Genomic DNA, 16,855 nt, shown 5'->3' with positions numbered 1-16,855 from the left:
TACAGCAGGACTACTCGGCGTCCTTGGCCAGGGCCACCGCCGGGGTGTCGGGCACCGCGGCCGGCTTCTCGCTCGGGGTGAAGGTGAACTTCGCGTTCTCGCCGGCACCCTCGCCGTCCCAGCCTTCGACGTCGACCAGGACGATCTGGCCGGGGCCGATCTCGTTGAAGAGAATCTTCTCCGAGAGCTGGTCCTCGATCTCGCGCTGGATCGTGCGACGCAGCGGCCGGGCGCCGAGGACCGGGTCGAAGCCGCGCTTGGCGAGCAGCGACTTCGCCTTCTCGGTGAGCTCGATGCCCATGTCCTTGTTCTTCAGCTGCACCTCGACACGACCGATCATCAGGTCCACCATCTCGATGATCTGCTCCTGGGTGAGCTGGTGGAAGACGATGATGTCGTCGATGCGGTTGAGGAACTCGGGCCGGAAGTGCTTCTTGAGCTCGTCGTTCACCTTGAGCTTCATCCGCTCGTAGTTCGACTCGGCGCCGGTGCCCTTGGTGAAGCCCAGGCCCACCGCCTTCGAGATGTCGGCGGTACCGAGGTTCGAGGTGAAGATCAGCACGGTGTTCTTGAAGTCGACCGTGCGTCCCTGGCCGTCGGTGAGGCGGCCGTCCTCGAGGACCTGCAGGAGGGTGTTGTAGATCTCCTGGTGGGCCTTCTCGATCTCGTCGAACAGAACCACGGAGAACGGCTTGCGGCGCACCTTCTCGGTGAGCTGGCCGCCCTCTTCGTAGCCGACGTAGCCCGGAGGGGCACCGAACAGGCGCGACGCGGTGAACCGGTCGTGGAACTCGCCCATGTCGATCTGGATGAGCGCGTCGTCCTCGCCGAACAGGAAGTTCGCGAGCGCCTTCGACAGCTCGGTCTTACCGACGCCGGACGGGCCGGCGAAGATGAACGAACCGGCGGGACGCTTCGGGTCCTTCAGGCCGGCGCGGGTACGCCGGATCGCCTTGGCGACGGCCTTGACGGCGTCCTCCTGGCCGATGATCCGCTTGTGCAGCTCGTCCTCCATGCGGAGCAGACGGGTGGTCTCCTCCTCGGTGAGCTTGAACACCGGGATGCCGGTCCAGTTGGCGAGAACCTCGGCGATCTGCTCCTCGTCGACCTCGGCGATGACGTCGAGATCACCGGCGCGCCACTGCTTCTCGCGCTCGGCACGCTGCGCGACGAGCTGCTTCTCCTTGTCGCGCAGGTTCGCGGCCTTCTCGAAGTCCTGCGCGTCGATCGCGGACTCCTTCTCCCGGCGCGCGTCGGCGATCTTGTCGTCGAACTCGCGCAGGTCCGGCGGCGCGGTCATCCGGCGGATGCGCATGCGCGCACCGGCCTCGTCGATGAGGTCGATCGCCTTGTCCGGCAGGAAGCGGTCGTTGATGTAGCGGTCCGCGAGGCTCGCCGCGGCGACCAGCGCCTTGTCGGTGATGGACACGCGGTGGTGCGCCTCGTACCGGTCGCGCAGACCCTTGAGGATCTCGATGGTGTGCTCGACCGTGGGCTCGCCGACCTGCACCGGCTGGAACCGGCGCTCGAGCGCGGCGTCCTTCTCGATGTACTTGCGGTACTCGTCGAGGGTGGTGGCACCGATGGTCTGCAGCTCGCCGCGCGCCAGCTTCGGCTTCAGGATCGACGCCGCGTCGATGGCGCCCTCGGCGGCACCCGCACCGACCAGCGTGTGCAGCTCGTCGATGAACAGGATGATGTCGCCGCGGCTGTTGATCTCCTTGAGGACCTTCTTCAGGCGTTCCTCGAAGTCACCGCGGTAACGGCTGCCCGCGACGAGCGAGCCGAGGTCGAGGGTGTAGAGCTGCTTGTCCTTGAGGGTCTCGGGGACCTCACCGTTGACGATGGCCTGCGCCAGGCCCTCGACGACGGCGGTCTTGCCGACGCCCGGCTCGCCGATGAGCACCGGGTTGTTCTTGGTGCGACGGCTCAGGACCTGCATCACGCGCTCGATTTCCTTCGCGCGTCCGATGACGGGGTCGAGCTTGCCTTCGAGCGCGGCCTGCGTGAGGTTGCGGCCGAACTGATCGAGCACCAGCGACGTCGACGGGGTGCCGGCCTCGCCACGGCTGGTGCCGGATTCCTGGGGCTCCTTGCCCTGGTATCCGGAGAGCAGCTGGATGACCTGCTGACGGACCCGGTTCAGGTCGGCGCCGAGCTTGACGAGCACCTGCGCCGCGACGCCCTCACCCTCGCGGATGAGGCCGAGCAGGATGTGCTCGGTACCGATGTAGTTGTGTCCGAGCTGCAGCGCCTCACGCAGGCTGAGCTCGAGCACCTTCTTGGCACGGGGCGTGAACGGGATGTGACCCGAGGGGGCCTGCTGTCCCTGGCCGATGATCTCCTCGACCTGGCTGCGGACGCCTTCGAGGGAGATCCCCAAAGATTCGAGCGACTTGGCCGCTACGCCCTCGCCTTCGTGAATGAGGCCCAGGAGAATGTGCTCCGTGCCGATGTAGTTGTGGTTGAGCATCCTGGCCTCTTCCTGAGCCAGGACGACGACGCGCCGCGCGCGATCGGTGAACCTTTCGAACATCGCACTCCCTCACACTCTCCGGCCGACAGGTCCGGTACGCGGATCGTTCCGGACCCGGCTGCCGCGTTTCGCTCCGGCACTCGAGTCGTCGAGTGGAACCAGGTTCCACGACCCCACTCGACACTCTAGTTGCCGCCGTTTCGAGGCGCTGCCCCTCCACCCGATCGGCACCGGCGGCAACTCCGGCTACGAGGGGTAACGCCGCACGTCGACCCGGCGTTCCCACCTCCGTGTACGCCAGCAGCGAACACGCTGCTCAGCGGGGCATCAACCGGCGAATGCGCTGTCCGACGCGCTGCGGGGCGCGTTCGGGGTCGACGAGTTCGTTCTCCGCGAGGGGGCTGTCCTCGTCGGCGACGGTGCCGGGCTCGAACCGCTCGAGCGTCCGGCCCGGTCCGCGCAGCCGTTCCACCGCGGCGACGAGCGAGCCTTCGGACCGGACGGCGGAGGCGACGTCCTGCGGGGACACCCCCAGGTGCTCGGACAGCAGACGCTCCCGCATCTCGACGACCGCACGGCTGATGTGGTCGCCCTCGTGATCCGCCTCGACGAAGAGATCGCACTCGGTGTCGAAGCCCAGGGACCGGTTGTTCAGGTTCGACGAGCCGATGCGCAGCAGCACGTCGTCCATGACGACGACCTTCGCGTGCACGTAGATCGGCGCTCCGCCCGCGGTGACCGGGTAGTAGGCGGCGAACCGCCCGTGGACGTCGGCGTTCCACAGCATGTGCAGCAGCTTGCGACGGGCACCGTCCATCGCCTTCTGCTCGAGCCATCCCTCGGCGTTGCGCGGCAGGACCAGCACGATCTGCGGGCCGTCCGGTTCGTGCAGCCGCTTCGCGAGGGCTTCGGCGAGGGTCCGGGACGCCAGGTACTGGCTCTCCATGTAGAGCGTGCGACGGGCGCCGGCGATCACCGCCAGGTAGAGGGCTTCGATCTCCCGGACCTCGGCGCGGTCGCGGAGTTCGGGCAGGGTGCGGGCGACGGCGACGTCGACATCGCGCAGCGCCGGGCGCAACCCCTCGGGCCAGATGGTGTGATCGGCCTCGACCGGCTCGAGGTCCTCCCCGGTCGCAGCCTTCCACCGGGCACGGGCCTGCTCGCCGATCGCGCGGGCGGCCGCGCCGTCCACCGCGGTGGTGACGTCGTGCCACGGTCCGTACCGGCGACCGTTCGGCTCCCGCCGGTAACGGCTGCGGTCGGGATGTTCGCTGGTGTCCCACCGGTCCACGGTCATGTCGATGCCACCGCAGAACGCGACGACGTCGTCGATCACGATGATCTTCTGATGATGCGCCGCTCCCACGGGGTGGGCACCGTCGATCTCGAGCCGGAGCCGGGGGTCGCTCAGCCAGTTCAGCACGAAGACAGGTGTCATCCCGCGTCCGATGGCGGCGAATGCGCCGATGTTCCACTTCAGCAGCATCACCTCGAGATCCGGCTGCCGACGTGGCAACCACTTGAGGAAGGCACCCAGCCGGTTCGGTCCCTCGAGGGTCTTGCGATCGGGTTCGAATTTGATCCTCGTGTCGAAGTCCCACCCGATCAGGAGGATCCGTCTGCGGGCCTGCAGCATCGCCGACTTGGCGTACCGGAAATAGTCTGCGGCGTCGACGATGCAGGCGAGACGATCGGCCCGATCGACCCGCCAGCACGTCTCGCCCGGGGCGGCAATCCGCTCTGCCATGGCCGACACGCTACCCGGGAATCTCGCCCGCCCGCCGCGAGAGACGAAAGGCCGGGCAGTTGTGACGATTGTCTCCGCTTCGCGACAGCGCACCGTTCCGAGCGACCGATCCGCTTTCCGGACGAATAGGGAACGAAATCTGCGCGCCACGACGACGAGGCGATATCCGGGACTGTTGTCGCGGATATCGCCTCGTCGGCCGGAAGACGGCACCTGTGCTCGGTGTGCCTTTGCGGCTTTGCCGCCGGTGTGCCTTTGCGGCTTTGCCGCCGGTGTGCCTTTGCGGCTTACCGCCGGTGCGCCTTGTCGAGCCGTGCTGTCAGTGTGCCTTGTTGTAGGCCTCGATGATTTCGGCGGAGATGCGTCCCCGGGCGGAGACGGGCATGTCGTTGTTACGGGCCCATTCCCGGATTTCCGCGGTTCGTTCCGAACCACCACGCGCGGACTTGCGCGCTGCGGGCGCGGTGGGCACGACCTTCGCGCGCTTACGGCCACCGACCTTGCGGGCATGGGTGACCCAGAACTCCAATTCTTCCCGGAGCTTGGCCGCGTTTTCCTCGGACAGATCGATCTCGTAGGTGACTCCGTCGAGCCCGAATTCCACGGATTCGTCCGCCGCCGTCTCCCCGTCCACATCGTCGATCAGGGTAACGGTGACTTTCTTTGCCATGTGCTGCAAATCCTCTCGAATGAAGAAGCGCGGCCCCCCGCGGTACGAGACAACAATACCCGGGAATCAATTCATGGCAATACGGAAATCGAATGCGACCAATTACCTCGCCGGACGAACAATTGGGAACAGGATTGTTTCCCGGATTCCGAGGCCCGTCAGCGCCATCAGCAATCGATCGATTCCCATGCCGGTCCCGGTCGTCGGAGGCATTCCCTGTTCCATCGCCGCGAGGAAATCCTCGTCGAGGACCATCGCCTCGTCGTCACCAGCCGAGGCCAGCCGCGCCTGGTCGACGAATCGCTCGCGCTGGATCACGGGGTCGACGAGTTCCGAGTAGCCGGTGGCCAGTTCGAAGCCGCGTACGTACAGGTCCCATTTCTCGGTCACACCGTTCTTGCTGCGGTGCTGCCGGGTGAGCGGCGAGGTCTCGACGGGGTAGTCCCGCACGAACGTCGGCTCGTGCAACTGGTCGCCGCACTGGTGCTCCCACAACTCCTCGACGAGTTTCCCGTGGCCCCAGCCCTTGCCCTCCGGAACCTCGAGACCCACCCGATCGGCGAGCGCATGCAGCTCCTCGAGGGACGTCTCGGGCGTGACCTCGGTGCCGATGGCCGCGGACAGTGACGGGTACATCTCCATCACTTTCCATTCGCCGCCGAGGTCGTACTCGGTGCCGTCGGCGAGGGTGACGACGTGGGTGCCGAACACCGCCATCGCCACCTCCTGGATGAGCTCGCGAATCATCGTCGCCGAATCGTCGTACGTGCCGTACGCCTCGTAGGTCTCGAGCATGGCGAATTCGGGCGAGTGCGTGGAGTCCGCACCCTCGTTGCGAAAGTTGCGGTTGATCTCGAAGACCTTCTCGATGCCACCCACCACGCAGCGCTTGAGGAACAGTTCCGGCGCGATGCGCAGGTACAGATCCATGTCGAGCGCGTTCGAATGGGTGACGAACGGACGCGCCGTCGCACCACCGTGCAGGGTCTGCAGCATCGGGGTCTCGACCTCGAGGAAGCCGCGCCGCTCGAGGGCATTGCGCAGCTCGCGCACCACCGCGACACGCATGCGGGCGTTGGCGCGGGCCTCGGGACGCACGATCAGGTCGGCGTAGCGCTGCCGGACCCGGGTCTCCTCGTTCATCTCCTTGTGCGCGACCGGCAGCGGGCGCAGCGCCTTGGCGGCCATCTGCCACGAGTCCGCCATGACGCTGAGCTCGCCGCGACGAGAACTGATCACCTCGCCGTGCACGAACACGAAGTCACCGAGGTCCACCTCGTGCTTCCACGCCGCGAGGGATTCCTCGCCGACACCGTTCAGGCTGATCATCGCCTGCAACTGGGTGCCGTCGCCCTCCTGCAGCGTGGCGAAGCAGAGCTTGCCGGTGTTGCGGAAGAAGATGACCCGGCCGGCGACGCCGACCTCCTCACCGGTGACGGTGTCGGGCTCGAGGTCGGGGTACTTCTCGCGGATCTCCGCGAGGGTGTGAGTGCGCGGAACGACGACGGGATACGCGTCCTTGCCCTGCGCCAGGATCCGTTCGCGCTTCTCGCGGCGGATACGGATCTGCTCGGGGGTGTCGTCGGACTGCTGAACCGGTGCATCACTCACGGGTGACCAGACTATCGGACCGCGTCGGACGCCCGCGCAGGACCGACGCGCCCGGGGAGACCGGCGCCCCGACGGATCAGTGTGCGGTGACGCGCGCCACGTCGTCCTCGACGTGCGGGGCGGCGGCGATCGCACCGGTCGCCCCGGCCGCCGCCAGGGCCGCGTACCCGCCGACGAGACCGGTGACGCGGCGCAGGCCGAGGGCCTGCAGCCCCGCGACGACGGCATCGGTCTCCGCGCCGGAGGCCGAGACCACGACCCACTCGACGTCACGGTCGACGGCCACCGCCAGGCGCTCGTCGTCGGCGGGATGCAGACGCCGGGGCAACAGTTCCGCGGAGATGGCCAGGGCACCGGGCAGGGTGCCCTGAGCGGCGCGCTCGGCGTGGGAACGGATGTCGACGACCACCGCGCCGCGCGCGACGGTCGCGGCCAGTCCGGCCGGATAGATGCGCTCGGTGGTGAGCGGGAGGGGATGGGCGGGTGCGGCGACGAAGGATGCAGCAAGCGCAGTGCGCATGAGAGAGACTCCAGGAAGGTGTGAACGGTCGAGGCGGACGTCAGCCTCGACAACACTCCTGGGCGCTCATGCAGCGGATCACGGCGACTATTCTTGCACAGGATCGCGGTGGGCGGAACCCACTGCGGCGGATCGGGCGCCGCGCCGTGCGAGATTGCGCTCGTACACCAGGCGCAGCCCCTCCAGCGTCAGGTCCGGTTCGTGGTGCTCGAGCATCTCGGATTCCGGCATGATCAGCGGCGCACGGTCGCCGGTCCCGATGACCGCGACGTCGTCACCGTCGAAGCCGCGCTGCTCGGAACGCACCAGCCGCACCAGCCCGTCGACCATCCCGGCGAATCCGAAAACCGCACCGGACTGCATGCATTCGACGGTGTTCTTGCCGACCACGGCGCGCGGGCGCAGCAGCTCCACCTTGCGCAGCGCCGCGGACTGGGAGGCGAGCGCGTCCATCGACACCTCGATGCCGGGGGCGATGATGCCGCCGAGGAACTCCCCCTTCGCCGAGACCACGTCCACGCACGTGGACGTCCCGAAGTCCACCACGATGCACGGACCGTCGTAGAAGTGGTGTGCCGCAAGACTGTTGACGATGCGGTCGGCGCCGACCTCCTTGGGGTTGTCGACGAGCAGCGGCACCCCGGTGCGCACGCCCGGTTCGACGACCACGTGCGGCACGTGTTCCCAGTAGCGGGCCAACATCACCCGGATCTCGCGCAGCACCGACGGCACCGTGGACAGCGCGGTCACCCCGGTGATCTGATCGACGTAGCCGCCGAGCAGGCCACGGAAGATGAGCGCGAGCTCGTCGGCGGTCATCCGCGGATCGGTACGCATCCGCCAGTCCCGCAACAACTTCGCGTGCGAGCCGCTGCCGGTGAACAGACCGAGGACGACGTTGGTGTTCCGGACGTCGACGGCGAGGAGCACTGTTACACCAACGAACCGGAGTCGAGCGTGGCGAGCATGCGCGGGGTGATCAGACCGGAACCCTCCGGCGCGTGCGCCGGATCGTTGCCGAGTTCGACCTGCCGGTTGTCCGCGTCGACGAACACCACGCGCGGGTTGTAGTCGCGGCATTCCTGCTCGTTCATCACGCCGTAGGCGATGAGGATGACGAGATCGCCGGGGCTCACGAGACGTGCTGCGGCACCGTTGATCCCGATGACGCCGGAGCCTCGCTCGCCCGCGATGACGTAGGTTTCGAGACGGTTGCCGTTGTCGATGTCGACGATCGCGACCTGCTCGCCCTCGAGCAGGTCGGCGGCGTCCATCAGGTCCTGGTCGACGGTCACCGAGCCCACGTAGTGCAGATCGGCGTGGGTCACCGTGGCGCGGTGGATCTTCGACTTCATCATCGTGCGGAACATGGTGTCTCCTCAGCTTTTCGTGCCGGTCGCGCTATCGGCGGGTGAGCAGGTCGTCGGGGGTGGACGCGTCGACCGGGCCGGTCTCGCGTTCGAGGAATCCGGTGCCGATTGCGACACCGACGTTGTCGATGAGCCGGGTGGTGCCGATCCGAGCGGCGATCAGCAGCCGGCCGTCGCCACGTTCCGGAGCGGGACCGAGATCCGCACCCCGCAGTTCGAGATAGTCCAGCTCCACCGCGGGCTCGGCGGCGAGCACCGCGCGTGCGGCGGTGAGCACGGCCTCCGGCCCGCCGGCGGCGGCGTGCGCCCCGGCGACCAGCGCCGCGGACAGCACGGTGGCGATCCGGCGCTGCTCCGGATCCAGGTAGCGGTTGCGCGACGACAGCGCGAGCCCGTCCTGCTCGCGCACCGTCGGCACACCCACGATGCGGACGTCGAAGTTCAGGTCCTGCACCATCTGCCGGACCAGGGCGAGCTGCTGGTAGTCCTTCTCGCCGAAGAACACGACGTTGGGCGCCGCGATCTGCAGCAGCTTCGCGACGACGGTGAGCATGCCCGCGAAGTGCGTCGGGCGGCTGCCACCCTCGAGCTCCGCTCCCAGGGGGCCCGGATGGATCATGGTCCGCCTGCCCTCGGGGTACATCGCGGCCGCCGTCGGTGCGAACGCCAGCTCGACACCGGCCTCGCGCAGCAGCGCGAGGTCCGCGTCGAGGGTGCGGGGGTAGGCGTCGAGGTCCTCACCGGCGCCGAACTGCAGCGGATTGACGAAGATCGACACCACCACCACGGCACCGGTGAGCTTCGCCTGCCGTACGAGTTCGAGGTGACCGGCGTGCAGGGCACCCATCGTCGGCACGAGCGCCACGGTGCGGCCGACGCCGCGCAGCGCCTTGGTGACCTTGGTCAGGCCGGCGGGATCGTGGTGCACGGTCAACTCGCCGCGCACGTAGCCGCCCTGTTGCGTTTCACTCACCGTGATCAGCCCCTTCGAGGATCTCCATCAGTTCCGGTTTCGCACCGGCGCGCTGCGCCGAACGCAGCGACATCGCCCGGTAGCCGGCGGCGATCCGAGGTTCGACCTCGTCGAGCACCCGCAGGTGCGTGGCCACGGCCTGCGCGTCGCCGCGAGCGACCGGACCGGTCAGCGCGGACGGTCCGCGGCGCAGCGCGTTGTCGAGCGCCGCCGCCAGCAGCGGCTGCAGCACCCGCTCCGCGACACCACCGGGCGCGTCGTCGACGAGTTGCTGGCCGAGCAGTTCGTCACCCTCGAGCGCCACCCGCAGCGCCTCCACCGCATCGACCACGAGGGTGACGAGGTGGTTGCTGCCGTGGGCGAGCGCGGCGTGGTACAGCGCGCGCCGCTCCTCGCGGACGCGCACGGGTTCGCCGCCGATCTCGAGCACGAGGGACTGGGCGATCGCGTAGCCGATGTCGTCGGCGGCCGTGATGCCGAAGCACGCCGACGCGAGCCGGACGGTGTCCTCGTCGTGGCCGGTGAACGTCATCGCCGGATGGATGGCGAGCGGCACGACGCCCTGGTCTGCCAGCGGAGCGAGAACACCGACGCCGTTCGCGCCGGACGTGTGGGCGACGATCGTGCCGCGCGATACGGAACCGGTGGCGGCGAGGCCGCGGACGAGGGCGTGGAGTTCCGAGTCCGGGACGGCGAGGAGCAGCAGGTCGCAGCGAGCGGCGACCTCGTCGACGGGGAGAATTTCGGTGTCCGGGAGCCGGGTGCGGGCGCGGTGCTTGGACTGTTCGGAAACGGCGGAACAGGCCACGACCAGGTGGCCGACGCGTTCGAGTGCCGCGCCGATCGCCGTGCCCACCCGCCCGGCGGAAACGATTCCGACCGTCAGTCGTGCAGGCGCAGGCTCGTTGGTGATCCCGAAGGAGGTCACGGGAGTCCTCTCATTCGTTCCAGTCCCGCTCGGCGGGTACCAGACGTTCCGATCGACGATAGCGCGGTGCGAGCGACCACGGCCACGGCAGAGAACGTGATCTGCGCCTCACCTACCGTGGCGGGTGCTCAGCGTTCGGCGGACAGGGCAGCCAGGATCTCCGCGACCGTGCGCCCCTGGCTGTGCGCGCCCTCGCCCGCGTCGTCCGCCCGCCGTCGCCGGGCGCGCCGGCCCGTGGGCTCGGCGTCGCCGTCCGCGTCCGAGGCCCCGTCCTCGGGTGGCTCCGGCTGGGACCCGGCGTCCTCGGGCTGTTCCGGTCGTGTCCCGGCGTCCTCGGGCTGTTCCGGTCGTGTCCCGGCGGCCTCGGGTTCCTCCGGCCGTGTCCCGGCGTCCTCGGGTTCCTCCGGCCGTGTCCCGGCCTCGGTCCGGTCCTCGGGGCCGGTCCCGTCCTGTCGTCGCGGGTCCGGCGACGCGCCGGGAGCGGCCGTCGCTCCCGCCGGGCGGCGGGGCACAGCGGTCGTCGTGTCGCCGTCGGTGACCACCGTGGTCTCGGCGGTCACCGGCTCGTCGTCGGGCGACGCGAAGAACGGTCCCGCCGGGCGGGGCGCGGCGGTGACCCGGAAGTTCCCGCCGCCGAGCTCCTGCAGTTGTCCCCGGCCCGCCCACAACGCGGCGCGGTCCTCGGGCAGCCGGCCGTCGAAGAGCACCTCGAGGTTGCGTCGCAGCGCAGCGAGCTCGGCCCGCAGGGCCGCCATCTGGTCGGCGTCGATGCGCAGCTCCGAGCGGACCTTCTCCTCGACGGTCAGCTCGTACTCGCGGCGTGCCGCGATCTCCCGTTCGAGCTGCAGTTCGTACACGGTCTGCAGATCCCGGACCTTGGCGCGGTCCAGTGCCGACTCGCGTCGGTACTTCGTCATGGCGATCGCGCCGACGGTGGCAGCCCACAGCGCGACCACCAGCCCGACACGCAACAGCTGGACGCTGTCGCTGAAGACCAGGAACAGCGACGCGATCAGCGCCAGGGCGAGCAGTGCCGCCACGATCACAGAACTCGCGCTGCGCCGTGGCCGACGACCCTTCCTCGTTCGCACCGGAGTCCCCATGGGCTCCAGACTACTGGGCGTGGCCGCCGTGACCCGAAAGTCGAGCGCACCCGGACCGCCGCCGCCGTCAGGTCGCCGGCTCGTCGGGATCTTCCGGTGTCCGGCAACAATGTTCGAGCCACAGGGCGGCACCCGCGAGTGCCACACCGGCGAGCAGCCCGACGATCACACCGGCGCTGTCCTCGACCGCGGCCTGGAGCACCGGTCGCTGCGGCACCAGGTACAGCAGGAACCCCGCCCAGATGCCCGCGCTGGCCGCACCGACCAATGCCGATGCCTTCGCGAGCGCCACCGCACGAGCCGCCGTGATGGGATGCAACTGGTGCGGCCCGTCGCCGATCTCGTGCTTGCCGACGCGGGAACGGATCATGAAGGCCAGCACCACCTCGACGATCGCGACCGGATACAGCGACGCTCCCGCATAGACGGGGATCGGCGGCAGCGTGCCGTACAGGCCGCGCGCCAGCAGCCATGCCGCGACGGCGGCGAGCACCGCCAGCGCCAGCAGATCCCGGATACGCGTCGGCTTCATCACCGCGGCGGCTCCAGCCGGTACTCGGTGCGGCGCACACCTTCGCGTTCGTCGACGGCGAGAGCCGCGAGCCACTCCGTCAACGGCCGTCGCGTGCCGTCGACCACCAGCGTCGCCTGCGGTTCGACGTCCCACCACGGGACGAGCACGAAGGCGCGCAGGTGGGCGCGCGGATGCGGCAGGGTCAGCTCGGGATCGTCGCTGAGAACCTCGCGGCCGTCCGAGTCGTGGCAGGTGACCACGTCCACGTCGAGGCTGCGCGGACCCCACCGCTGTTCCCGGACCCGGTCGGCGGCAGCCTCGAGCTGCCGGCCCAGGTAGAGCCAGCCGCGGCAGTCCAGCGACGGGTCCTCGGCGACGACGACGGCGTTGAGGAAGTCCTGCTGCTCGACCCCGCCCCACGGCGCGGTCGAATACACCGGCGACACGACCACGATCCGGTCGGCGAGAGCTTCGGTGACCGAGCGCAGGTGCGCGGTCCGGTCCCCGATGTTCGAGCCGATGGACAGCACCGCCCGGCTCACGAGCCGCTCCGGGTGCGCTCGACCACCACCGCCACGTCCGCGAAGGTCAGCGGGATCGGCGCCGACGGCTTGTGCAGGGTGACCTCGACCCGGGTGACCCGCGGGTCGGTGAGGACGTCGGCGGCGATCTCACCGGCAACGGTCTCGATGAGGTCGCGTGACGGGCCCGCGACGATCGCGGCGGCCCGCTCGGCGAGGATGCCGTAGTGCAGGGTGTCGTCGAGGGCGTCGCTCGCCGCAGCCGGTGCGAGATCGAGCCACGCGACGATGTCCACCAGGAAGTCCTGGCCGTCGCGCTTCTCGTGGTCGAACACCCCGTGGTGGCCGCGGACCCGCAGTCCGCGCAGTTCGATCCGGTCGCTCACGCCGATCCTCCCGCCGCACTGCCGCGCTGCCACGCCCCGACGACGGCGACAGCGTCCAGCGACGCCCGCACGTCGTGCACGCGCACTCCCCACGCCCCGTGCTCCGCCGCGAGCGCCGACACGACGGCCGTGGCCACCTCGCGGCCACCGGGTGGCCGGATCGTGCCGTCGGGGGCGGCGAGCAGGGAACCGAGGAAGCGTTTGCGCGACGCACCGATCAGCACCGGGTAGCCGAGTTCGGTGAGCTCGGGCAGGCGGCGCAGCAGTTCCCAGTTGTGGTCGGCGTCCTTCACGAAGCCGAGGCCGGGATCGAGGATGATGTTCGCCGGATCCACGCCGGCCGCGATCGCGGCGTCCACCTGCACCATCAGCTCCCCGCGCACTTCGCGGACCACGTCGTCGTAGTGGGTGGATCCGCCGGCGTGCACGAAGCCGCCGGCGGGTCGCCAGTGCATGAGGATCCACGGCACGCCGGCCGCGGCCACGACCGCGGCCATGCGAGAGTCGGCGCGTCCACCCGAGACGTCGTTGACGATGGTGACCCCGGCCTCGATCGCCGCCTCGGCCACGGAGGCACGCATGGTGTCGACACTGGTGGGAATGCCGGCGGCGCTCAACGCGGCGACGACCGGCGCGACCCGCGCGGCCTCGACCTCCGGGTCGACGCGAGCCGCTCCGGGACGGGTGGATTCCCCACCGACGTCGACGATGTCCACACCCAGGTCACGCAGTTCCAGGCCGTGCGCGATCGCCGCGTCGCGGTCGAGGTACCGGCCGCCGTCCGAGAACGAATCCCGCGTCACGTTCAGCACACCCATCACCACCGGGCGACCGGGGTTCGGCAGCATGCTCACCGGCGCAGGATCAGATCCAGGGCCTCGGCACGCGACGCCGAGTTGGTCTGCAGCAACCCCCGCACCGCCGAGGTCGTGGTGCTCGCCCCCGGCTTGCGGATGCCCCGCATGGCCATGCACAGATGCTCGGCCTCGACGACCACGATCACCCCGACCGGATCCAGCTTGCGCATCAGCGCATCCGCCACCTGACTGGTCAGCCGCTCCTGCACCTGCGGCCGCTTGGCGTACAGATCCACCACCCGCGCCAGCTTCGACAGGCCCGTCACCCGGCCGGTGGGACCGGGGATGTAGCCGACGTGCGCGACCCCGTGGAACGAGACCAGGTGGTGCTCGCACGTCGAGTACATCGGAATGTCGCGGACCAGGACGAGTTCCTGATGGCCCTCGTCGAAGGTCTTGTCCAGGACCGAGTCCGGATCGGTGTACAGACCGGCGAACATCTCCCGGTACGCCCGCGCGACCCGGGCCGGGGTGTCGAGCAGCCCTTCGCGCTCGGGGTCCTCCCCCACCGCGATCAGCAGTTCCCGCACGGCCGCCTCCGCGCGAGCCTGATCGAAGGCCCGGCCCGATTCCCGGCTGCGCAGGAGCTCGCCGTCACCGCCGATCGACACGGAATCCGCCTCGGAATCCAGGTGGTTCACCGACACCAGACCGTACCTCCACTCTTCTCGACTCGGGTTCAGCGCGGACCGGTCGGCCCCTCCCACGGCTGTGTCGGCGGTGACTCGGGAGCCACGTTCCGCTCGGCCTGTCGCTCGTCCTCGTCGGCCGGGCGCGCGGGCTGGGTCCATTGCGGATACCCAGGATAGGTGCTCTGCGGCCGCTCGGACTCGGCAGGCGGCCAACCGGGTGCCGACCAGCCCGCCGGGGCGCCGTAGTCGGGCCGGGTGGCGTGGCGGGGTCCGCCCGGGTACGGCGGCTGCCCGAAGCCCGGCAGCGGCTCCGACGCGGGCGCCGGCACCGGCGCCGGATGCCCGTTGGTCGGCGCCGCGGGCTGCGACTGCGGCAGCGGCTGGGGCTGCGGCTGCGGCTGCGGCTGCGGCTGGGGCTGGGGCTGCGGCTGGGCAGGCTTGGTGAAGGACGGGCGCACCGCTTCCGGCGGCCACGGCTCACCGCGTTCCTTCGCCCGCTCGGCCGGCGTCTTGATGGGGGGCTTGTCCGACGGCGTGCGTCCACCGAAGTCGTTGAACTCGGTGATCCGCGGCCGCTTCTCGACGGAGGCGAGGATCCGCTCGAGATCCTTGCGGGTGAGGGTCTCGTGTTCGAGCAGTTCCCCGGCGAGCACGTCCAGCACGTCGCGGTAGTCGTTGAGGATCGCCCAGGCCTCGGTGTGCGCGGCCTCGATGAGGTTGCGCACCTCCTCGTCGATCTCGCGGGCCACCTCGTGCGAGTAGTCGGACTGCACGCCCATCGAGCGGCCGAGGAACGGGTCGCCGTGTTCCTGCCCGTAGCGGACGGCGCCGAGGCGGGCGCTCATGCCGTACTCGGTGACCATCGCACGGGCGATCTTGGTGGCCTGGTCGATGTCCGAGGAGGCACCCGTCGTCGGCTCGTGGAACACGAGTTCCTCGGCCGCGCGGCCACCCATGGCCATCACCAGGCGGGCGATCATCTCCGAGCGGGTCATCAGGCCCTTGTCGTCCTCGGGGACGGTCATCGCGTGACCGCCGGTGCGGCCGCGGGCGAGGATCGTCACCTTGTAGACGGGCTCGATGTCCGGCATCGCCCACGCGGCGAGCGTGTGCCCACCCTCGTGGTAGGCGGTGATCTTCTTCTCGTGCTCGCTGATGATGCGGCTCTTGCGGCGCGGGCCGCCGATCACCCGGTCCACCGACTCCTCGAGTGCGGCCTCGGTGATCACGGTGCCGTTCTCGCGCGCGGTGAGCAGCGCAGCCTCGTTCACGACGTTGGCCAGGTCCGCGCCGGACATGCCGACGGTGCGCTTGGCCAGTCCCTCGAGGTCGGCGTGCTGGTCGAGCGGCTTGCCCTTGGAATGCACCTGCAGGATCGCCCGGCGCCCGGCGAGGTCGGGGTTGGTGACCGGGATCTGCCGGTCGAACCGGCCCGGCCGCAGCAGGGCCGGATCCAGGATGTCGGGACGGTTGGTGGCGGCGATGAGGATGATGCCCTGCCGGTCCCCGAAGCCGTCCATTTCGACGAGCAGCTGGTTGAGCGTCTGCTCCCGTTCGTCGTGGCCGCCGCCGAGGCCGGCACCACGCTGACGGCCGACCGCGTCGATCTCGTCGACGAAGATGATGCAGGGGCTGTTCTGCTTGGCCTGCTCGAACAGGTCGCGCACGCGGGACGCACCGACGCCGACGAACATCTCCACGAAGTCCGAACCGGAGATGGTGAAGAACGGGACGCCGGCCTCACCGGCAACCGCGCGGGCGAGCAGGGTCTTGCCCGTGCCGGGAGGGCCGTACAGCAGGACGCCCTTCGGGATCTTCGCGCCGAGGGCCTGGTAGCGCGCCGGGTTCTGGAGGAAGTCCTTGATCTCGTACAGCTCTTCGACGGCCTCGTCCGCACCGGCGACGTCGGCGAACGTGGTCTTGGGCATGTCCTTGGTCAGCTGCTTGGCCTTGGACTTGCCGAAGCCCATCATCCCGCCGCGGCCACCGCCCTGCATGCGGCTCATCACGAAGAAGAACACCCCGAGCAGGATGATCATCGGGAGCACGAACAGCAGGATCGACGTCAGCCAGCTCTCCTGGGTGACGGTGGTGTCGAACTTCTCGAGGCCCGCGCCGGCGACCTTGTCGAAGATCTGCTCGGACGCCGACTCCGGGTACTTGGCGAGGATTTCGGTGTCGTCCCCGGTCGCCTCGTTGCCGCTCTTCAGCCACAGGCGTACCTGCTGCTCGCGGTCGTCGATCTGCGCCCGGCTGACGTTGTCCGCATCGAGCTGAGCAAGCGCGACAGACGTGTCCACCTTGGTGAAACCGCGGGTGTCGTCGCCGAAGTAGCTGAAGGCGTAGATGACCAACAGGATGCCGGCGACGATCGCCAGATTACGGAACACTGTCTTGCGGTTCATACAGGTTCGGCCCGGCCGGCCGGTCCTTTCGATAGTGCGGTCATCATCGTGGTCGTCCCGAGGAGTCCGGCGACGAACCGGACACCGCAAGGTTACCGCGTGTACGCGCAGCGTTGCCCTCGCGCGCCCGCACGGTTCGAGG

Annotated in this window: 16 protein-coding genes; all 16 read right to left on the bottom strand. The window is 69.4% G+C overall.

Translation table 11 applies throughout. The annotated features are described in order from the left end of the window. Positions 1–10 precede the first annotated feature (10 nt). Positions 11–2,536 carry an ATP-dependent Clp protease ATP-binding subunit gene (locus RR3_RS16105; RefSeq protein WP_010594602.1) on the bottom strand — a complete coding sequence of 842 codons (2,526 nt, stop codon included), beginning with the start codon at positions 2,534–2,536 and terminating at the stop codon, positions 11–13. Positions 2,537–2,792: 256 nt separating this feature from the next. Then, on the bottom strand, positions 2,793–4,223 hold the full coding sequence (locus tag RR3_RS16100; protein ID WP_026137980.1) for a phospholipase D-like domain-containing protein: 1,431 nt from the start codon (positions 4,221–4,223) through the stop codon (positions 2,793–2,795). Between the two features lie 319 nt (positions 4,224–4,542). Next, on the bottom strand, positions 4,543–4,893 hold the full coding sequence (locus tag RR3_RS16095; RefSeq protein ID WP_010594605.1) for a histone-like nucleoid-structuring protein Lsr2: 351 nt from the start codon (positions 4,891–4,893) through the stop codon (positions 4,543–4,545). Between the two features lie 102 nt (positions 4,894–4,995). Further along, positions 4,996–6,504 (bottom strand): lysine--tRNA ligase, encoded by a 1,509-nt coding sequence (lysS, locus tag RR3_RS16090; protein WP_010594606.1) that lies wholly within the window; start codon positions 6,502–6,504, stop codon positions 4,996–4,998. Positions 6,505–6,580: 76 nt separating this feature from the next. Beyond that, positions 6,581–7,024, bottom strand: a complete 444-nt coding sequence (locus RR3_RS16085; protein WP_010594607.1) for a rhodanese-like domain-containing protein — start codon at positions 7,022–7,024, stop codon at positions 6,581–6,583. A gap of 87 nt (positions 7,025–7,111) precedes the next feature. Then, positions 7,112–7,954: a type III pantothenate kinase gene (locus RR3_RS16080; RefSeq protein ID WP_010594608.1), complete on the bottom strand. Its 843-nt coding sequence runs from the start codon at positions 7,952–7,954 to the stop codon at positions 7,112–7,114. Positions 7,955–7,956: 2 nt separating this feature from the next. After that, positions 7,957–8,394 carry an aspartate 1-decarboxylase gene (panD, locus tag RR3_RS16075; protein ID WP_003935999.1) on the bottom strand — a complete coding sequence of 146 codons (438 nt, stop codon included), beginning with the start codon at positions 8,392–8,394 and terminating at the stop codon, positions 7,957–7,959. Positions 8,395–8,425: 31 nt separating this feature from the next. Then, on the bottom strand, positions 8,426–9,367 hold the full coding sequence (gene panC, locus RR3_RS16070) for a pantoate--beta-alanine ligase (RefSeq protein ID WP_048773418.1): 942 nt from the start codon (positions 9,365–9,367) through the stop codon (positions 8,426–8,428). Next, positions 9,360–10,295, bottom strand: a complete 936-nt coding sequence (locus tag RR3_RS16065; protein ID WP_017681653.1) for a Rossmann-like and DUF2520 domain-containing protein — start codon at positions 10,293–10,295, stop codon at positions 9,360–9,362. The genes panC and RR3_RS16065 overlap by 8 nt, the downstream gene beginning before the upstream one ends. A 128-nt stretch (positions 10,296–10,423) precedes the next feature. Next, positions 10,424–11,335 (bottom strand): DUF6779 domain-containing protein, encoded by a 912-nt coding sequence (locus RR3_RS16060; RefSeq protein ID WP_307718187.1) that lies wholly within the window; start codon positions 11,333–11,335, stop codon positions 10,424–10,426. A gap of 130 nt (positions 11,336–11,465) precedes the next feature. After that, positions 11,466–11,930, bottom strand: a complete 465-nt coding sequence (locus RR3_RS16055; RefSeq protein ID WP_017681654.1) for a DUF3180 domain-containing protein — start codon at positions 11,928–11,930, stop codon at positions 11,466–11,468. After that, the gene (gene folK, locus RR3_RS16050; protein WP_064066310.1) at positions 11,930–12,454 is read right to left on the bottom strand and encodes a 2-amino-4-hydroxy-6-hydroxymethyldihydropteridine diphosphokinase; all 525 of its coding nucleotides are present in this window, start codon (positions 12,452–12,454) and stop codon (positions 11,930–11,932) included. Before folK ends, RR3_RS16055 begins: the two co-directional genes overlap by 1 nt. Beyond that, positions 12,451–12,819 carry a dihydroneopterin aldolase gene (gene folB / locus RR3_RS16045; protein ID WP_010594615.1) on the bottom strand — a complete coding sequence of 123 codons (369 nt, stop codon included), beginning with the start codon at positions 12,817–12,819 and terminating at the stop codon, positions 12,451–12,453. The genes folK and folB overlap by 4 nt, the downstream gene beginning before the upstream one ends. Beyond that, positions 12,816–13,667: a dihydropteroate synthase gene (gene folP, locus RR3_RS16040; RefSeq protein WP_085997952.1), complete on the bottom strand. Its 852-nt coding sequence runs from the start codon at positions 13,665–13,667 to the stop codon at positions 12,816–12,818. The genes folB and folP overlap by 4 nt, the downstream gene beginning before the upstream one ends. Positions 13,668–13,669: 2 nt before the next feature. Then, positions 13,670–14,287, bottom strand: coding sequence for a GTP cyclohydrolase I FolE (folE, locus tag RR3_RS16035; RefSeq protein ID WP_371851040.1), 618 nt, complete (start codon positions 14,285–14,287; stop codon positions 13,670–13,672). A gap of 68 nt (positions 14,288–14,355) precedes the next feature. Then, positions 14,356–16,713, bottom strand: coding sequence for an ATP-dependent zinc metalloprotease FtsH (ftsH, locus tag RR3_RS16030; RefSeq protein ID WP_017681657.1), 2,358 nt, complete (start codon positions 16,711–16,713; stop codon positions 14,356–14,358). Positions 16,714–16,855: the final 142 nt, after the last annotated feature.

The organism is Rhodococcus ruber NBRC 15591 (genome assembly GCF_001894945.1).
Taxonomy (GTDB): domain Bacteria; phylum Actinomycetota; class Actinomycetes; order Mycobacteriales; family Mycobacteriaceae; genus Rhodococcus; species Rhodococcus ruber.
The sequence above is the reverse complement of the archived record's forward strand: the minus strand, read 5'-3'. Positions and strand labels throughout refer to the sequence as shown.